Origin of the sequence: Streptomyces viridiviolaceus (genome assembly GCF_014650995.1) — a bacterium.
Lineage (GTDB): Bacteria > Actinomycetota > Actinomycetes > Streptomycetales > Streptomycetaceae > Streptomyces > Streptomyces viridiviolaceus.
In genome coordinates this window covers 313,158-330,711 of record NZ_BMWA01000006.1, presented here as the reverse complement: position 1 = coordinate 330,711, position 17,554 = coordinate 313,158, and the positions used below count along the sequence as shown (strand labels likewise).

Below are 17,554 nucleotides of genomic sequence, written 5' to 3'. Positions count from 1 at the left end.
TTGTGATCGCCCTCTCTCTCGCCGAGATCGCAGAAGTCGTCGGCGGGCAGATGCACGACATACCGGATCCGTCCGCCGAGGTCACCGGGCCGGTCGTCCGGGACTCCCGCGAGGCGGGTCCCGGCAGCCTCTTCGTCGCCTTCGTGGGCGAGCGGGTGGACGGCCACGACTTCGCCTCGGCGGTCGTCGAGGCCGGTGCGGTGGCCGTGCTCGGCTCCCGCCCCGTCGGCGTGCCCGCGATCGTCGTGGACGACGTGCAGGCCGCGCTCGGTGCCCTCGCCCGCCATGTCGTACACCGCCTGGGGACCACCCTCGTGGCCCTCACCGGTTCCGCGGGCAAGACCAGCACCAAGGACCTGATCGCCCAGGTCCTGCAGCGCAAGGCGCCGACGGTGTTCACGCCGGGCTCGCTCAACAACGAGATCGGGCTGCCGCTCACCGCGCTCACGGCCACCGAGGAGACGAAGTTCCTCGTGCTGGAGATGGGCGCACGCGGCATCGGCCACATCAGGTACCTGACCGAACTGACCCCGCCGAGGATCGGCCTGGTGCTCAACGTCGGCTCCGCCCACATCGGCGAGTTCGGCGGCCGTGAGCAGATCGCGCAGGCCAAGGGCGAACTCGTGGAGGCCCTTCCGCCGGCGGAGGAGGGCGGGGCCGCGATCCTCAACGCGGACGACGCGTTGGTACGGGCCATGGCCTCCCGAACGAAGGCGAAGGTGATCCTTTTCGGAGAGTCCGACGAAGCGGACGTTCGCGCCGAGAACGTGCGACTCACGGACAGCGGACAGCCTTCCTTCAGGCTTCACACACCCTCCGGTGCAAGTGATGTGACCATGCGCCTGTACGGTGAGCACCACGTGTCGAACGCGCTCGCCGCGGCCGCCGTCGCCCACGAGTTGGGCATGTCCGCAGACGAGATCGCCACCGCGCTCTCCGAGGCGGGCTCCCTCTCCCGCTGGCGGATGGAGGTCACCGAGCGCCCGGACGGCGTGACGGTCGTCAACGACGCCTACAACGCGAACCCCGAGTCCATGAAGGCCGCTCTGCGTGCGCTGGTGGCCATGGGCAAGGGACGCCGTACGTGGGCGGTGCTCGGCAAGATGGCCGAGCTCGGGGACGAGGCGCTCGCCGAGCACGACGCGGTCGGACGGCTCGCCGTCCGGCTCAACGTCAGCAAGCTCGTCGCGGTCGGGGGCAGGGAAGCCGCCTGGCTGCAACTGGGCGCATACAACGAGGGTTCGTGGGGTGAGGAGTCGGTGCACGTGTCCGACGCACAGGCGGCGATCGACCTGTTGCGCAGCGAGTTGCGCCCAGGGGACGTCGTGCTCGTGAAGGCGTCCCGTTCGGTGGGTCTGGAGAGCGTCGCCACGGCGCTGCTGGAGACCGGCGCCGAGGGTGAGGTTGCCGCCCGATGATGAAGCAGATCCTGTTCGCGGGAGTCATCGGCCTCTTCCTGACACTGGTCGGCACGCCGCTGCTGATCAAGCTGCTGGCCCGCAAGGGCTACGGTCAGTACATCCGCGACGACGGCCCGCGCGAGCACGCCAGCAAGCGCGGTACGCCGACCATGGGCGGTATCGCCTTCATCCTGGCGACGGTCGCCGCGTACTTCCTGGCCAAGGTGATCACGAGCTACCTGGACCCCGAGGCCGACGCGGCGCCGACCTTCTCGGGTCTGCTGGTGCTCGGCCTGATGGTCGGCATGGGTCTGGTCGGCTTCCTCGACGACTACATCAAGATCGTCAAGCGGCGTTCGCTGGGCCTTCGGGCCAAGGCCAAGATGGCCGGCCAGCTGATCGTCGGTATCGCCTTCGCGGTGCTCGCGCTGCAGTTCGCGGACAACCGCGGCAACACCCCGGCCTCCACGAAGCTGTCGTTCATCACGGACTTCGGCTGGACCATCGGCCCGGTGCTGTTCGTGGTCTGGGCGCTGTTCATGATCCTCGCGATGTCGAACGGCGTGAACCTGACCGACGGCCTGGACGGCCTCGCCACCGGCGCCTCGGTCCTCGTCTTCGGCGCCTACACCTTCATCGGCGTCTGGCAGTTCCAGGAGTCCTGCGCCAACGCGCTGACCCTGACCAACCCCGGCGCCTGCTACGAGGTGCGGGACCCCCTCGACCTGGCGGTGGTCGCCTCCGCGCTGATGGGCGCCTGCCTCGGCTTCCTGTGGTGGAACACCTCGCCGGCCAAGATCTTCATGGGCGACACCGGTTCGCTCGCGCTCGGTGGTGTCCTCGCGGGTCTGGCGATCTGCTCGCGCACCGAGCTGCTCCTCGCCATCCTCGGCGGTCTGTTCGTCCTGATCACCATGTCCGTGGTCATCCAGGTCGGCTCCTTCCGCCTCACCGGCAAGCGCGTCTTCCGGATGGCGCCACTGCAGCACCACTTCGAACTCAAAGGCTGGTCCGAGGTCCTTGTCGTGGTCCGCTTCTGGATCATTCAGGGCATCTGTGTAATTGTCGGACTTGGCCTCTTCTATGCGGGATGGGCAGCGGAAAAGTGACCTCCTCGGCGCTCTCGGAACTCAAGGGCAAGCACGTCACCGTCGCCGGACTCGGCGTCTCGGGCGTCCCGGCGGCCAAGGTCCTGCACGGCCTCGGCGCGCACGTCACCGTGGTGAACGACGGCGCCGACGAGCGCGCGCGGGCGCAGGCGGCGGACCTGGAGGCGCTCGGCATCACCGTGCGCCTCGGCGACGGCGACACCCTCCCCGAGGGCACCGAACTGATCGTCACCGCGCCCGGCTGGAAGCCGGACAAGCCGCTCTTCGCGGCGGCCGGGCAGGCCGGCGTCCCCGTCTGGGGCGACGTCGAGCTGGCCTGGCGGCTGCGCGGCCCCGGCGCCGCCCCCTGGCTGGCGGTCACCGGCACCAACGGCAAGACCACCACCGTCCAGATGCTGGCGTCGATCCTCAGGGCCGCGGGCCTGCGCACCGCCGCCGTCGGCAACATCGGCGTCTCGCTGCTGGACGCGGTCACGGGCGAGGAGGAGTACGACGTCCTGGCCGTGGAGCTGTCCAGCTACCAGCTGCACTGGGCGCCGTCCCTGCGCGCCCACTCGGCGGCGGTGCTGAACCTCGCCCCCGACCACCTCGACTGGCACGGCTCCATGGAGGCGTACGCCGCCGACAAGGGCCGTATCTACGAAGGCAATCGCGTCGCCTGCGTCTACAACGTCGCCGACAAGGCCACCGAGGACCTGGTGCGCGAGGCCGACGTCGAGGAGGGCTGCCGGGCCATCGGCTTCACTCTCGGCACGCCCGCTCCCTCCCAACTCGGCGTCGTGGACGGCATCCTGGTCGACCGCGCCTTCGTGGAGGACCGGCACAAGAACGCCCAGGAGCTCGCCGAGGTCTCGGACGTCAACCCGCCGGCCCCGCACAACATCGCCAACGCCCTTGCCGCGGCGGCCCTCGCGCGCGCCTTCGGGGTGTCCGCCGCGGCCGTACGGGACGGGCTGCGGTCCTTCACGCCGGACGCCCACCGCATCGCGCACGTCGCCGACGTCGACGGGGTGGCGTACATCGACGACTCCAAGGCCACCAACACCCACGCCGCCGAGGCGTCGTTGGCGGCCTACGAGTCGATCGTGTGGATCGCGGGCGGGCTCGCGAAGGGCGCCACCTTCGACGAACTGGTCGCAAGGGCGGCGAAGCGACTTCGCGGAGCCGTCCTCATCGGAGCCGATCGTGCGCTGATCCGCGAGGCCCTGGCGCGACACGCCCCGGAGGTACCCGTCGTCGACCTCGACCGGACCGACACTGGGGCGATGCTCCAGGCCGTCCAGGAGGCGCAGCGGCTCGCGAGGCCCGGTGACACCGTGCTGCTGGCCCCGGCCTGCGCTTCCATGGACATGTTCACCAACTACAACAAGCGCGGTGACGCGTTCGCGGAGGCCGTTCGCGAACTCGGCGCCTGACCGGCCGCCTGTGCCGGGCGACCATGGGAGGGACGCGTGGGACGGTCCAGGCCGACGTACAGCGGAGGCTGCGATGCCCGGTAGTCGCACCGGACGTCCGCCCGTGCAGCGGGCCGTCAGACGGCCCTCCGCACCGAGGCCGCCGCACGAGAACCCGGTCCTGCGTCTCCACACGCGTCTGCGCCGTGCCTGGGACCGGCCGCTGACCGCGTACTACCTGATCCTCGGCGGCAGCCTGCTGATCACGGGGCTCGGCCTCGTGATGGTCTACTCCGCCTCCCAGATCACGGCGCTCCAGCTGTCGCTGTCGGGGTCGTACTTCTTCCGCAAGCAGTTCCTGGCCGCCCTGATCGGCGCCGGCCTGCTGGTCGCCGCCATGCGGATGCCGGTGAAGCTGCACCGCGCGCTGGCCTATCCGATCCTCGCGGGCGCCGTCTTCCTCATGGCCCTGGTGCAGGTGCCGGGGATAGGGATGTCGGTCAACGGCAACCAGAACTGGATCTCCGTCGGAGGACCCTTCCAGCTGCAGCCCAGCGAGTTCGGCAAGCTCGCCCTGGTGCTGTGGGGCGCGGATCTGCTCGCCCGCAAACAGGACAAGAGGCTGCTGACCCAGTGGAAGCACATGCTGGTGCCGCTGGTGCCGGTCGCCTTCATGCTGCTCGGGCTGATCATGCTGGGCGGCGACATGGGTACGGCGATCATCCTGACGGCGATCCTCTTCGGCCTGCTGTGGCTGGCGGGCGCGCCCACGCGGATGTTCACCGGCGTGCTGTCGATCGCCGCGCTGCTCGGTGTGATCCTCATCAAGACCAGCCCCAACCGCATGGCCCGGCTCGCCTGCCTCGGCGAGACCGACCCCGGTCCGGGTGATTCCTGCTGGCAGGCGGCGCACGGCATCTACGCCCTCGCCTCGGGCGGACTGTTCGGTTCCGGCCTCGGTGCGAGTGTGGAAAAATGGGGCCAACTCCCCGAAGCGCACACCGACTTCATCTTCGCCGTCACCGGTGAGGAACTGGGCCTGGCGGGGACGCTGTCGGTGCTCGCCCTCTTCGCGGCTCTAGGCTATGCGGGTATCCGCGTGGCCGGACGCACGGAGGACCCCTTCGTGAGGTATGCCGCGGGAGGCGTGACCACCTGGATCACGGCCCAGGCCGTGATCAACATCGGTGCGGTCCTCGGACTGCTGCCGATCGCCGGCGTCCCCCTCCCGCTGTTCTCCTACGGGGGATCCGCCCTGCTGCCGACCATGTTCGCCATCGGGCTGCTGATCGCCTTCGCGCGCGACGAGCCCGCTGCGCGGGCGGCGCTTGCGATGCGGCAACCTCGCTTTGGTAGAAAGCGGGGAGCCGGGGGTTCCGGGTCGAAGCGGAGCCCCCGGGGTTGGAACACGATGCGACGGCGCGCCTCGGCGGCGCGCTCGTCCGGAGAGCGGTGAATTTCGGTGCATGTCGTACTCGCCGGCGGAGGAACCGCGGGCCACATCGAGCCCGCGCTCGCCCTCGCGGACGCCCTGCGCAGGCAGGATCCGACCGTGGGGATCACGGCCCTGGGCACGGAACGCGGCCTGGAGACCCGACTGGTGCCCGAGCGCGGTTACGAGCTGGCGCTGATCCCGGCCGTACCGCTGCCGCGCAAGCCCACGCCCGAGCTGATCACCGTCCCGGGGCGGCTGCGCGGCACCATCAAGGCGACCGAGCAGATCCTGGAGCGCACCAAGGCCGACGCCGTGGTCGGCTTCGGCGGCTACGTCGCCCTGCCCGGCTACCTGGCGGCCAAGCGGCTCGGCGTGCCGATCGTCATCCACGAGGCCAACGCCCGCCCGGGTCTGGCCAACAAGATCGGCTCGCGCTACGCCAGCCAGGTCGCCGTCTCCACCCCCGACAGCAAGCTGCGCAACTCCCGCTACATCGGCATCCCGCTGCGCCGCTCCATCGCCACCCTCGACCGGGCCGCCGCGCGTCCCGAGGCCCGCGCGATGTTCGGGCTCGACCCCAACCTGCCGACGCTGCTGGTCTCCGGCGGCTCGCAGGGCGCCCGGCGCCTCAACGAGGTGGTCCAGCAGGTCGCGCCCTGGCTCCAGCAGGCCGGCATCCAGATCCTGCACGCGGTCGGCCCGAAGAACGAACTGCCGCAGGTTCACCAGATGCCGGGAATGCCCCCCTACAGGCCGGTAAGTTACCTGGACCGGATGGACCTCGCGTACGCCGCCGCCGACATGATGCTCTGCCGCGCGGGCGCGATGACCGTCGCCGAACTCTCCGCCGTCGGGCTCCCGGCCGCCTACGTCCCGCTGCCCATCGGCAACGGCGAACAGCGGCTGAACGCCCAGCCGGTGGTCAAGGCCGGCGGCGGACTGCTGGTCGACGACGCGGACCTGACGCCCGAGTGGGTGCAGCACAACGTCCTGCCCGTGCTCGCGGATCCGCACCGGCTGTACGAGATGTCCCGCGCCGCCGCCGAGTTCGGCCGCCGGGACGCCGACGATCTGCTCGTCGGCATGGTGTACGAGGCGATCGCCGCCCGTGCACACCGCTAGGCACGTCTGACGGAGGGCAGGGAGCGTGGCCGGTCCGAGCACCGCCGAGCGCGGTGAACGCCAGCAGGAGTCGTCCGGCCCGCCCCGCCTCCGGCGGTTCGGATCGCCACGCCTTCGTGTGATCGTCATTCTTTCCGCCGCCCTCGTGCTCGCCGGGGCCGGCACGGTCTGGGTGCTGTACGGCTCGAACTGGCTCCGCGTGGAACGCGTGTCCGTCTCGGGGACCCGGGTCCTCACCCACCAGCAGGTCCGAGAGGCCGCCGACGTACCCGTCGGGGATCCGCTCGTTTCGGTCGACACGGAAGCGATCGAGGCCCGTCTCGGCCGGGAATTGCCCCGCATCGACTCCGTCGACGTGGTCCGTTCATGGCCGCACGGAATCGGACTGAAAGTGACAGAGCGTACTCCGGTTCTGATTGTGCAAAAGGGCGGAAAGTTCGTCGAAGTGGACGATGAAGGCGTCCGATTCGCCACGGTTTCCCGCGCTCCGAAAGGCGTGCCCGCACTGGAATTGGACCCCTCCCGTTCCGGGTCGGCCGCGGCGAGCCTGCGCCGCTTCGGTGAGGACCGCCTGGTGCGGGAGGCGGTCCGGGTCGCCGGCCGTATTCCGGACGCGGTCGCGCGGGACACCCGGGTGGTCAAGGTCCGTTCATACGACGACATCTCGCTGGAGTTGGGCGGTGGCCGGACCGTGGCGTGGGGAAGCGGAGAGCAGGGGGAGCGGAAGGCCCGCACGCTCACCGCTCTGATGAAAGCGGCCCCCGATGCGCGGCACTTCGACGTGAGTGTTCCCACCGCCCCCGCCTCGTCGGGGAGTTGACGCGTATCGACGCAGGCCAGCACCCTGGTTGGGCAGCGCTACGGCTGATCACATAGGGTGAAAAGAAAAACGGGAGGTTCGGCGTGTTCGTTGAACGCGCGCCACTTGTCGACTTAGTGTCCTGTTCAGAAGACTCCAAGGAACAGACACACTGGTAACCCTAAACTTCAGGGTTAGGGTTCGGGTCGGCGATACGGACCGTCCCATTCGGCATCAGTCGTCGGGTCGCGGGGCAGCAGTGCTTCGACGATTCGACGACACGTAACTCGAGGCGAGAGGCCTTCGACGTGGCAGCACCGCAGAACTACCTCGCAGTCATCAAAGTCATCGGTGTCGGCGGCGGTGGTGTCAATGCCATCAACCGGATGATCGAGGTCGGTCTCAAGGGCGTCGAGTTCATCGCCATCAACACCGACGCGCAAGCTCTGTTGATGAGCGACGCCGACGTCAAGCTGGACGTCGGCCGTGAACTCACCCGCGGACTCGGCGCCGGAGCCAACCCGGCCGTCGGCCGCAAGGCCGCCGAGGACCACCGCGAGGAGATCGAGGAGGTCCTCAAGGGGGCCGACATGGTCTTCGTGACGGCCGGTGAAGGCGGCGGCACCGGCACCGGCGGCGCGCCCGTCGTGGCCAACATCGCCCGCTCGCTGGGTGCCCTCACCATCGGCGTGGTCACCCGCCCGTTCACCTTCGAGGGACGGCGCCGGGCCAACCAGGCCGAGGACGGTATCGCCGAGCTCCGCGAAGAGGTCGACACCCTCATCGTCATCCCCAACGACCGGCTGCTGTCCATCTCGGACCGCCAGGTCAGCGTGCTCGACGCGTTCAAGTCCGCCGACCAGGTGCTGCTCTCCGGTGTCCAGGGCATCACCGACCTGATCACCACGCCCGGCCTGATCAACCTGGACTTCGCCGACGTCAAGTCGGTCATGTCCGAGGCCGGTTCGGCCCTCATGGGCATCGGCTCGGCCCGCGGCGACGACCGCGCGGTGGCCGCGGCCGAGATGGCGATCTCCTCGCCGCTGCTGGAAGCCTCCATCGACGGCGCCCGGGGCGTGCTGCTCTCCATCTCCGGCGGTTCCGACCTCGGCCTGTTCGAGATCAACGAGGCCGCCCAGCTGGTCAGCGAGGCCGCCCACCCCGAGGCCAACATCATCTTCGGCGCGGTCATCGACGACGCCCTCGGCGACGAGGTCCGGGTCACCGTGATCGCGGCCGGCTTCGACGGGGGCCAGCCGCCCGCCAAGCAGCGGGACAACGTCCTCGGCTCCACCTCGGCCAAGCGCGAGGAGCCGGCGCCGGTACGGCAGCCCGAGAGCCGCCCGTCCTTCGGTTCCCTCGGCAGCGTCAAGCCGAAGGAGGAGCCCGAGCCGGTCGTCCCGGAGCCGGTGAGCGACCTGCCGCCGGTCGCCCCGCCGCCGGTCCCGCCGTCGCGGACCTACTCGGACAGCGCGGCCGAGGAACTGGACGTGCCGGACTTCCTGAAGTGATAGGACAGCGCGACACCGTGAACGGCGCGCACTTCGGCTTCACCGACCGGTGGGGCGGAGTGAGCGCCGTTCCGTACGAGGAGCTCAACCTCGGCGGCGCGGTCGGCGACGACCCCGCCGCCGTCACGGCCAACCGGGAACTGGCGGCGAAGTCGCTGGGACTGGAGCCGGCCCGTGTGGTCTGGATGAACCAGGTGCACGGGGCCGACGTGGCCGTCGTCGACGGACCCTGGGGGGACCGGCCGGTCCCGCGGGCCGACGCCGTCGTCACCACCGAGCGGGGTCTCGGCCTCGCCGTCCTCACCGCCGACTGCGTGCCCGTCCTGCTCGCCGACCCCGTCGCCGGGGTCGCCGCCGCGGCCCACGCGGGCCGGCCCGGCATGGTCGCCGGGATCGTCCCCGCCACCGTACGGGCCATGACCGAACTCGGCGCCGATCCGGCCCGGATCGTCGCCCGCACCGGTCCCGCCGTGTGCGGCCGGTGCTACGAAGTGCCGGAGGAGATGCGCGCCGAGGTCGCCGCGGTCGAACCGGCGGCGTACGCCGAGACGAGCTGGGGCACACCGGCGGTCGACGTGAGCGCCGGCGTGCACGCGCAGCTCGAACGCCTCGGGGTGTGCGACCGGGCGCAGTCGCCGGTGTGCACCCGGGAGTCGAAGGATCACTTCTCGTACCGACGCGACCGCACCACCGGGCGGCTCGCGGGCTATGTCTGGCTGGACTGAAGAGGCATGACGGACCGTAAGCACGAACTCGCCGGAAATCTGGCGAAAGTGGAGGAGCGCATCGCCGCCGCGTGTGCGGCCGCCGGGCGCGCACGTGACGAAGTCACCCTGATCGTGGTCACGAAGACCTACCCGGCGGACGATGTGCGAATTCTCTCGGAACTCGGTGTGCGTCACGTCGCCGAGAACCGTGACCAGGACGCGGCCCCCAAGGCCGCTGCTTGCTCGGATCTGCCCCTTTTGTGGCACTTCGTCGGGCAGTTGCAGACCAACAAGGTGCGGTCTGTGGTCGGTTATGCCCATGTCGTGCAGTCCGTCGATCGTCCCAAGCTCGTCACAGCTCTGTCGAAGGAGGCGGTACGGGCCGGGCGCGAGGTGGGCTGCCTCCTCCAGGTCGCGCTCGACGCCGGGGAGAGCGGGCGGGGGGAGCGCGGCGGCGTCGCGCCCGCGGGAATCGAAGAGTTGGCCGACCTCGTCGCCGGTTCGCCGGGGCTGCGCCTTGACGGACTGATGACCGTGGCTCCCCTCACGGGTGAGTACGCGGGTCGCCAACAGGCCGCCTTCGAGCGCCTCATGGATTTGTCGACCGACCTGCGCCGAGCCCATCCGGCTGCGAACATGGTTTCCGCAGGGATGAGTGCGGACCTCGAACAGGCCGTGGCCGCCGGAGCGACACATGTGCGCGTCGGTACCGCGGTACTCGGAGTCCGCCCCAGGCTCGGGTAACGTCGCCAAGAAGTCGGACCACAGCAGAAAATATGGTCATTACCGTCGAAAGGCGGATGCAACGACCCCGTGGATCGCGGGCACTTGGCAGTCGTCAGCCGATCCACCACAGAGCGGAGGACTCAGAGCATGGCCGGCGCGATGCGCAAGATGGCGGTCTACCTCGGCCTCGTGGAGGACGATGGGTACGACGGCCGGGGCTTCGACCCCGACGACGACTTCGAACCGGAACTGGACCCGGAACCCGAACGGGACCACCGTCGGCACGAACCGTCACACCAGTCGCACGGGTCACTCCAGTCCCAAAGGGACGAAGAGGTACGAGTCGTACAACCGCCCGCGCCGCGCGAGCCGGTGTCCCGATCCGCTTCGCTCGCGGCGGAATCGAGCCGCCCGGCGCGCATCGCGCCCGTGGCGTCCATCACACAAGAACGCGCAAGCCTGGAAAAGAGCGCACCGGTCATCATGCCCAAGGTCGTGTCGGAACGAGAGCCCTACCGAATCACCACGCTTCACCCACGGACCTACAACGAGGCCCGTACCATCGGGGAACACTTCCGTGAAGGCACTCCGGTGATCATGAATCTGACTGAGATGGATGACACAGATGCGAAGCGACTTGTCGACTTTGCGGCTGGTCTGGTGTTTGGTCTTCACGGCAGTATCGAGCGGGTGACGCAGAAGGTGTTCCTGTTGTCGCCTGCTAACGTCGATGTCACGGCGGAGGACAAGGCCCGCATCGCAGAGGGCGGGTTCTTCAACCAGAGCTGAGACGCACCACCGGTGAGAGCATGGATCAGGGGAGAGGGAAGCACAGGTCATGAGCGTGGTCCTGGATGTCGTCTACATCGCGCTGATGTGCTTCCTCATCGTGCTCATCTTCCGGTTGGTCATGGACTACGTCTTCCAGTTCGCCCGCTCGTGGCAACCCGGCAAGGCGATGGTGGTCGTTCTGGAGGCCACCTACACTGTCACCGATCCACCGCTGAAGCTTCTGCGGCGGTTCATTCCGCCGCTGCGTCTCGGGGGCGTGGCGCTCGACCTGTCCTTCTTCGTACTGATGATCATCGTCTACATCCTGATCGCGATCGTGAGCCGGCTGTGAGCGATGAGAGAGATACGGGCTTGCCGAATGCCGACGACAACGTTGAGGTGAAGAGATGCCGTTGACCCCCGAGGACGTGCGGAACAAGCAGTTCACGACCGTCCGCCTCCGAGAAGGCTATGACGAGGACGAGGTCGATGCCTTCCTCGACGAGGTCGAAGCCGAGCTGACCCGACTGCTCCGTGAGAACGAGGACCTGCGCGCGAAGCTGGCCGCTGCCACGCGCGCGGCCGCGCAGAACCAGCAGAACATGCGCAAGCCTCCGGAGCAGCCGCAGGATCAGCAGCAGGGCGGTATGCCTCAGCAGGGCGGTATGCCCCAGCAGGGCATGCGAGGTCCCGGCGCTCCGGTGCCCGCCGGCATATCGGGCCCGCCGCAGCAGCAGATGGGTGGCCCCATGGGTGGTCCGCCCCAGCTGCCGAGCGGTGCCCCGCAGCTGCCCGCCGGCCCCGGCGGTCAGGGTGGCCCGCAGGGTCCCGGTCCGATGGGCCAGGGTCCGGGGCCGATGGGCCAGGGCCCGGGTCCGATGCAGGGCCAGATGGGTCCCGGCCCGATGGGCGGCCCCATGGGCGGCCCGCAGGGCCCCGGTGGTCCGGGTGGTCCCGGCCTGCCCGGACAGGGCCCCGGTGGCGACAGCGCCGCGCGCGTTCTGTCGCTGGCCCAGCAGACCGCGGACCAGGCGATCGCCGAGGCCCGTTCCGAGGCCAACAAGATCGTCGGCGAGGCGCGTTCGCGTGCCGAGGGTCTGGAGCGGGACGCCCGTGCCAAGGCCGACGCCCTGGAGCGGGACGCGCAGGAGAAGCACCGTGTCGCGATGGGCTCCCTGGAGTCCGCCCGCGCCACGCTGGAGCGCAAGGTCGAGGACCTGCGCGGCTTCGAGCGCGAGTACCGGACGCGACTGAAGTCGTACCTGGAGTCGCAGCTGCGTCAGCTGGAGACCCAGGCCGACGACTCGCTCGCCCCGCCGCGTACGCCCGCGACGGCCTCGCTCCCGCCGTCCCCGGCGCCCTCGATGGCCCCGGCCGGCGCGAGTGCCCCGTCCTACGGCGGCAACCAGTCGATGGGCAGCGGTCCGAGCCAGTCCGGTCCGTCCTACGGTGGTCAGCAGCAGATGTCGCCGGCGATGACCCAGCCGATGGCTCCGGTGCGGCCGCAGGGTCCGTCGCCGATGGGGCAGGCGCCCTCGCCGATGCGCGGGTTCCTGATCGACGAGGACGACAACTGACGGGCTGTAGTACGGCGTAGACGTCGGCAGCGTTCAGGGCGGGCCCCGGGTTACTGACCCGGGGCCCGCCCTTTGCTGTGCCCGGTGCTGGTGCCGGGGGTGGGTGTCGCTCGCCGGCGCTTGCGGGGTGCCTCCCCCAGAGGGGGCACCCCCAGCGCCCACCCGTGCCGCCCCTGGGTGCCTCCCAGGCCGTTCAGGCACTAGGGGGAGGCACGATTGCCCGCAGCTACGGGAGAGGGCCCGGTTCCCGAGTGGGAACCGGGCCCTCGTGTGCCCGCGTCTCGCTTACGCCTTGCGGAGGCGGAACGTCAGGCTCAGACCCTCGTCCGTGAACGGCTCCCCGTACGTGTCGTCCGCCTCGCCCTGGGCGAAGTCCGTGGCCAGGACCTCGTCGGCGATCAGACCGGCGTGCGCGGTCAGGGCGGCGACGGTCACGGGGTCCGTGGCCGTCCAGCGCAGGGCGATGCGGTCGGCGACGTCGAGGCCGCTGTTCTTGCGGGCCTCCTGGATCAGGCGGATCGCGTCACGGGCCAGGCCCGCGCGGCGCAGCTCCTCCGTGATCTCCAGGTCGAGGGCGACCGTGGCGCCCGAGTCGGAGGCGACCGACCAGCCCTCGCGCGGCGTCTCCGTGATGATCACCTCGTCGGGCGCGAGGGTGATCGTTTCGCCGTCGACCTCCACCGAGGCCGTGCCTTCACGCAGGGCGAGGGACAGGGCGGCGGCGTCCGCGGCCGCGACGGCCTTGGCGACGTCCTGGACGCGCTTGCCGAACCGCTTGCCCAGCGCACGGAAGTTGGCCTTCGCGGTCGTGTCGACCAGGGAGCCGCCCACCTCGCTGAGCGACGCGAGCGACTCGACGTTCAGCTCCTCCGTGATCTGCGTGTGCAGCTCGGGGGAGAGCGTGTCGAAGCCCGAGGCCGCGATCAGCGCGCGCTTCAGCGGCTGGCGGGTCTTGACGCCCGACTCCGCGCGCGTGGCCCGGCCCAGCTCGACCAGGCGGCGGACCAGGACCATCTGGCGGGACAGCTCCGGATCGATCGCCGTCAGGTCCGCCTCCGGCCAGGAGGACAGGTGGACCGACTCCGGCGCGCCCGGGGTGACCGGTACGACCAGGTCCTGCCAGACCCGCTCGGTGATGAACGGGGTCAGCGGGGCCATGAGCTTGGTGACCGTCTCGACGACCTCGTGCAGCGTGCGCAGCGCGGCCTTGTCGCCCTGCCAGAACCGGCGGCGGGAGCGGCGGACGTACCAGTTGGACAGGTCGTCGACGAACGCGGACAGCAGCTTGCCGGCGCGCTGGGTGTCGTAGCCCTCCAGCGCCTGCGTCACCTGGTCGGTGAGCGCGTGCAGCTCGGACAGCAGCCAGCGGTCCAGGAGCGGGCGGTCGGCCGGGGCCGGGTCGGCCTCGCTCGGGGCCCAGCCGGTGGTGCGGGCGTACAGGGCCTGGAAGGCGACCGTGTTCCAGTACGTGAGGAGCGTCTTGCGGACGACCTCCTGGATGGTGCCGTGGCCGACGCGGCGGGCCGCCCACGGGGAGCCGCCGGCCGCCATGAACCAGCGGACCGCGTCCGCGCCGTGCTGATCCATCAGCGGGATCGGCTGCAGGATGTTGCCCAGGTGCTTGGACATCTTCCGGCCGTCCTCGGCGAGGATGTGGCCGAGGCAGACGACGTTCTCGTACGACGACTTGTCGAAGACCAGGGTGCCGACGGCCATCAGCGTGTAGAACCAGCCGCGGGTCTGGTCGATGGCCTCGGAGATGAACTGCGCCGGGTAGCGGGACTCGAACAGTTCCTTGTTCTTGTACGGGTAACCCCATTGCGCGAACGGCATCGAGCCCGAGTCGTACCAGGCGTCGATGACCTCCGGCACGCGCGTGGCCGTCCTCGCGCAGGTCGGGCAGGCGAAGGTGACCTCGTCGATGTACGGGCGGTGCGGGTCCAGGCCCGACTGGTCGGTGCCGGTCAGCTCGGACAGCTCCGCTCGGGAGCCGACGACCGTGAGGTGGTCGTCCTCGCAGCGCCAGATCGGCAGCGGGGTGCCCCAGTAGCGGTTGCGGGAGAGCGCCCAGTCGATGTTGTTGTTCAGCCAGTCGCCGTACCGGCCGTGCTTGACCGAGTCGGGGAACCAGTTGGTCTTCTCGTTCTCCTGGAGGAGCCGGTCCTTGAGGGCCGTGGTGCGGATGTACCAGGACGGCTGCGCGTAGTACAGCAGCGCGGTGTGGCAGCGCCAGCAGTGCGGGTAGCTGTGCTCGTAGGGGATGTGCTTGAACAGCAGGCCCCGGGCGTCCAGGTCCTCGGTGAGCTTCTCGTCGGCCTTCTTGAAGAAGACGCCGCCGACCAGGGGGACGTCCTCCTCGAAGGTGCCGTCCGGGCGGACCGGGTTCACGACGGGCAGGCCGTAGGCGCGGCAGACCTTGAGGTCGTCCTCACCGAAGGCGGGGGACTGGTGGACCAGACCCGTGCCGTCCTCGGTCGTGACGTACTCGGCGTTGACCACGTAGTGCGCCGGCTCGGGGAACTCCACCAGCTCGAACGGGCGCCGGTACGTCCAGCGCTCCATCTCGGCGCCGGTGAAGGTCTGGCCGGTGGTCTCCCAGTCCTCGCCGAGGGCCTTGGCGACCAGCGGCTCGGCGACGACGATCTTCTCCTCGCCGTTCGTGGCGACGACGTAGGTGACGTCGGGGTGGGCGGCGACCGCGGTGTTGGAGACCAGGGTCCACGGGGTGGTCGTCCACACCAGGAGCGCGGCCTCGCCGGCCAGCGGGCCGGAGGTCAGCGGGAAGCGGACGTAGACGGAGGGGTCGACGACCGTCTCGTAGCCCTGGGCCAGCTCGTGGTCGGACAGGCCGGTGCCGCAGCGGGGGCACCAGGGGGCGACGCGGTGGTCCTGGACCAGCAGGCCCTTGTTGAAGATCTCCTTCAGCGACCACCAGACCGACTCGACGTACTCCGGGTCCATGGTCCAGTAGGCGTCGTCGAGGTCGACCCAGTAACCCATGCGGGTGGTCAGCTCGGCGAAGGCGTCGGTGTGGCGGGTCACCGACTCGCGGCACTTGGCGTTGAACTCGGCGATGCCGTACGCCTCGATGTCCTGCTTGCCGGAGAAGCCCAGCTCCTTCTCCACCGCCAGCTCCACGGGCAGGCCGTGGCAGTCCCAGCCGGCCTTGCGGGCCACGTGGTAGCCGCGCATGGTGCGGAAGCGGGGGAAGACGTCCTTGAAGACGCGGGCCTCGATGTGGTGGGCGCCCGGCATGCCGTTCGCGGTGGGCGGGCCCTCGTAGAACACCCATTCGGGGCGGCCCTCGGACTGCTCCAGACTCTTGGCAAAGATCTTCTGCTCGCGCCAGAAGTCGAGCACCGCGTGCTCGAGCGCGGGCAGGTCGACCTGGGCGGGCACCTGGCGGTACTGCGTCATCGATCTTCCTCCGGCGGACGTGCTGCCTTCCGTCGGAGGGACGAGAGCCGTGCAGCCGTTAGGCTCCGTACGCCGCTGTGTGCGGCGTGCTCCCGCGGTACCACCCTCCTTGGCCCTCCGGTGCGTCGTGTGCACCGGCGAGCCCCCTCATTGGGGTCGCGAGGCCGGTTCTACTCGCCCTGACCGGGCTTTCTTCCGGCGGCTCCGGGGTGATCTTCACGTCGCGCTCGCCCCCGGGCTCCCACCGTCCCCGGGTCGCTCTGGGCTGCGTACGCCGCTACTCGTCCCCATCCACGCTTTTTCGCTCCGCCCAGTGTACGGCGCCGCACGGACAGCGGCCTACCGGTTTCCGGGCGGGGCGGGGCCGGGGTTCGCGCGCGGCCCCCGTGACCCGAATGGCGCGGCCGGGCGTCCGGCTCCCGGGCGGTCGGGACCGGGTCCGGCCAGGCGGATTACCCGGCGGGGAGCTGGGCACAACGGATGCAGGTTCGCCGCTCGGCGACCGCGGGGCGGGCGAATCGGGCGGCGTGCCCCGTTGCCGCGGGAGTCGAGTCGATTTATCGTCCCAGCACGATTCGCGCGCAAGATCACAATATGTGAAGGGGCCGCGGCCATGGTGGCGAAGAAGACCGCCGTACAGCAGCCGGCACCCGGCACCCCCACGGGTGCGGGTGCCTCCGGCGGTGCGGCCGAGGGCGCGGGCGGGAAACGGAGCACCCAGGGGGCGGACAGGAAGGCGGCGGCGGGGAAGAGGAAGGCGGTGGCCGGACCGGCACCGGTGGAGACGGCCGGCGAGACCGCCGCCGAGCCCGGTGGCACGGGGAAGGGCGTCAGCAAGAAGGGCGGCACCAGGAAGAGCACTGCCAAGCGGGGCGCGGCCGGGAAGAGCGCCGCCGGCAAGGGCGCCGCCAAGGAGAGTGCCGGCAAGCAGGGCGCTGCCGGGGAGGGCGCCTCCGGCGCGGGCGCGGACGGGGGCACCACCAGCCGCGCGGTCAGGAAGAGCACGGCCAAGAAGGCGGGCGCGGCTCAGGCCGCGGAGCAGACGGGAGCCACGACAGTGGTTGCGAAGAAGACTCCTGGCACGGCCACGGCGGCCAAGTCCGCCGTTCCCAAGGCGCGGGGCGCCGCGGTGGACCCCGGCGATCTGGCGGTGCGCCCCGGTGAGGACCCCTGGACCTCGGAAGAGGTCGAGGAGGCGCGCGGGGAACTGCAGTCCGAGGTGGACCGGCTGCGCGCCGAGCTCACCGCCTCCGAGCAGTCGCTCCAGGGCCTGATGCGGGACTCCGGTGACGGTGCCGGCCACGACGAGGCGGACACCGGCAGCAAGAACATCACGCGCGAGCACGAGCTGGCGCTGGCCGCCAACGCGCGGGAGATGCTCACCCAGACCGAGCGCGCCCTGGAACGCCTCGACGCGGGCACCTACGGCCTGTGCGAGAACTGCGGCAATCCCATCGGCAAGGCCCGCATGCAGGCCTTCCCGCGGGCCACCCTGTGCGTCGAGTGCAAGCAGAAGCAGGAGCGCCGGTACTGATCCGCGGCCGGATCCGTCCTGCGCACCTGGGGCGGGGGCGGCGTGTCGTACC

14 protein-coding genes are annotated in these 17,554 nt (G+C 70.3%); 13 read left to right on the top strand and 1 reads right to left on the bottom strand.

Annotation, left to right across the window (positions count from 1 at the left end; translation table 11 throughout):
* The first annotated feature begins 2 nt into the window (after nt 1-2).
* From IE260_RS10965 to divIVA, 12 genes are all read left to right on the top strand, one after another.
* Nucleotides 3-1,418 (top strand): UDP-N-acetylmuramoyl-tripeptide--D-alanyl-D-alanine ligase, encoded by a 1,416-nt coding sequence (locus IE260_RS10965; RefSeq protein ID WP_189870404.1) that lies wholly within the window; start codon nt 3-5, stop codon nt 1,416-1,418.
* On the top strand, nt 1,418-2,509 hold the full coding sequence (mraY, locus tag IE260_RS10960; protein WP_188181051.1) for a phospho-N-acetylmuramoyl-pentapeptide-transferase: 1,092 nt from the start codon (nt 1,418-1,420) through the stop codon (nt 2,507-2,509). The genes IE260_RS10965 and mraY overlap by 1 nt, the downstream gene beginning before the upstream one ends.
* Nucleotides 2,491-3,924 (top strand): UDP-N-acetylmuramoyl-L-alanine--D-glutamate ligase, encoded by a 1,434-nt coding sequence (gene murD / locus IE260_RS10955; protein ID WP_189870402.1) that lies wholly within the window; start codon nt 2,491-2,493, stop codon nt 3,922-3,924. Before mraY ends, murD begins: the two co-directional genes overlap by 19 nt.
* A gap of 73 nt (nt 3,925-3,997) precedes the next feature.
* Nucleotides 3,998-5,359 (top strand): putative lipid II flippase FtsW, encoded by a 1,362-nt coding sequence (ftsW, locus tag IE260_RS10950; RefSeq protein WP_189870400.1) that lies wholly within the window; start codon nt 3,998-4,000, stop codon nt 5,357-5,359.
* 6 nt (nt 5,360-5,365) lie between these two features.
* Nucleotides 5,366-6,460 (top strand): undecaprenyldiphospho-muramoylpentapeptide beta-N-acetylglucosaminyltransferase, encoded by a 1,095-nt coding sequence (gene murG, locus IE260_RS10945; protein ID WP_189870398.1) that lies wholly within the window; start codon nt 5,366-5,368, stop codon nt 6,458-6,460.
* 25 nt (nt 6,461-6,485) lie between these two features.
* Nucleotides 6,486-7,280 (top strand): cell division protein FtsQ, encoded by a 795-nt coding sequence (ftsQ, locus tag IE260_RS10940; RefSeq protein WP_189870396.1) that lies wholly within the window; start codon nt 6,486-6,488, stop codon nt 7,278-7,280.
* 287 nt (nt 7,281-7,567) lie between these two features.
* Entirely contained in the window at nt 7,568-8,770 is a 1,203-nt protein-coding gene (ftsZ, locus tag IE260_RS10935) for a cell division protein FtsZ (RefSeq protein WP_189870394.1), read from the top strand.
* Complete coding sequence (gene pgeF / locus IE260_RS10930) at nt 8,767-9,495, top strand: peptidoglycan editing factor PgeF (protein WP_189870392.1); 729 nt, start codon at nt 8,767-8,769, stop codon at nt 9,493-9,495. Before ftsZ ends, pgeF begins: the two co-directional genes overlap by 4 nt.
* Nucleotides 9,496-9,501: 6 nt before the next feature.
* Entirely contained in the window at nt 9,502-10,221 is a 720-nt protein-coding gene (locus tag IE260_RS10925) for a YggS family pyridoxal phosphate-dependent enzyme (protein WP_189870390.1), read from the top strand.
* A 129-nt stretch (nt 10,222-10,350) separates the two neighbouring features.
* Nucleotides 10,351-10,992 carry a cell division protein SepF gene (locus IE260_RS10920; protein WP_189870388.1) on the top strand — a complete coding sequence of 214 codons (642 nt, stop codon included), beginning with the start codon at nt 10,351-10,353 and terminating at the stop codon, nt 10,990-10,992.
* A 49-nt stretch (nt 10,993-11,041) separates the two neighbouring features.
* Nucleotides 11,042-11,326 (top strand): YggT family protein, encoded by a 285-nt coding sequence (locus IE260_RS10915; protein WP_019328007.1) that lies wholly within the window; start codon nt 11,042-11,044, stop codon nt 11,324-11,326.
* A 55-nt stretch (nt 11,327-11,381) separates the two neighbouring features.
* A complete protein-coding gene (divIVA, locus tag IE260_RS10910) occupies nt 11,382-12,551 on the top strand; it encodes an apical growth/hyphal branching protein DivIVA (protein WP_189870386.1) in 1,170 nt (389 codons plus the stop codon).
* 285 nt (nt 12,552-12,836) lie between these two features.
* Here the strand turns inward: divIVA and ileS are convergent, their stop codons facing one another.
* On the bottom strand, nt 12,837-15,968 hold the full coding sequence (gene ileS / locus IE260_RS10905; RefSeq protein WP_189870384.1) for an isoleucine--tRNA ligase: 3,132 nt from the start codon (nt 15,966-15,968) through the stop codon (nt 12,837-12,839).
* Nucleotides 15,969-16,581: 613 nt separating this feature from the next.
* Between ileS and IE260_RS10900 the strand changes: the two genes are divergently transcribed.
* Nucleotides 16,582-17,502: a TraR/DksA family transcriptional regulator gene (locus IE260_RS10900; RefSeq protein ID WP_189870382.1), complete on the top strand. Its 921-nt coding sequence runs from the start codon at nt 16,582-16,584 to the stop codon at nt 17,500-17,502.
* Nucleotides 17,503-17,554 lie beyond the last annotated feature (52 nt).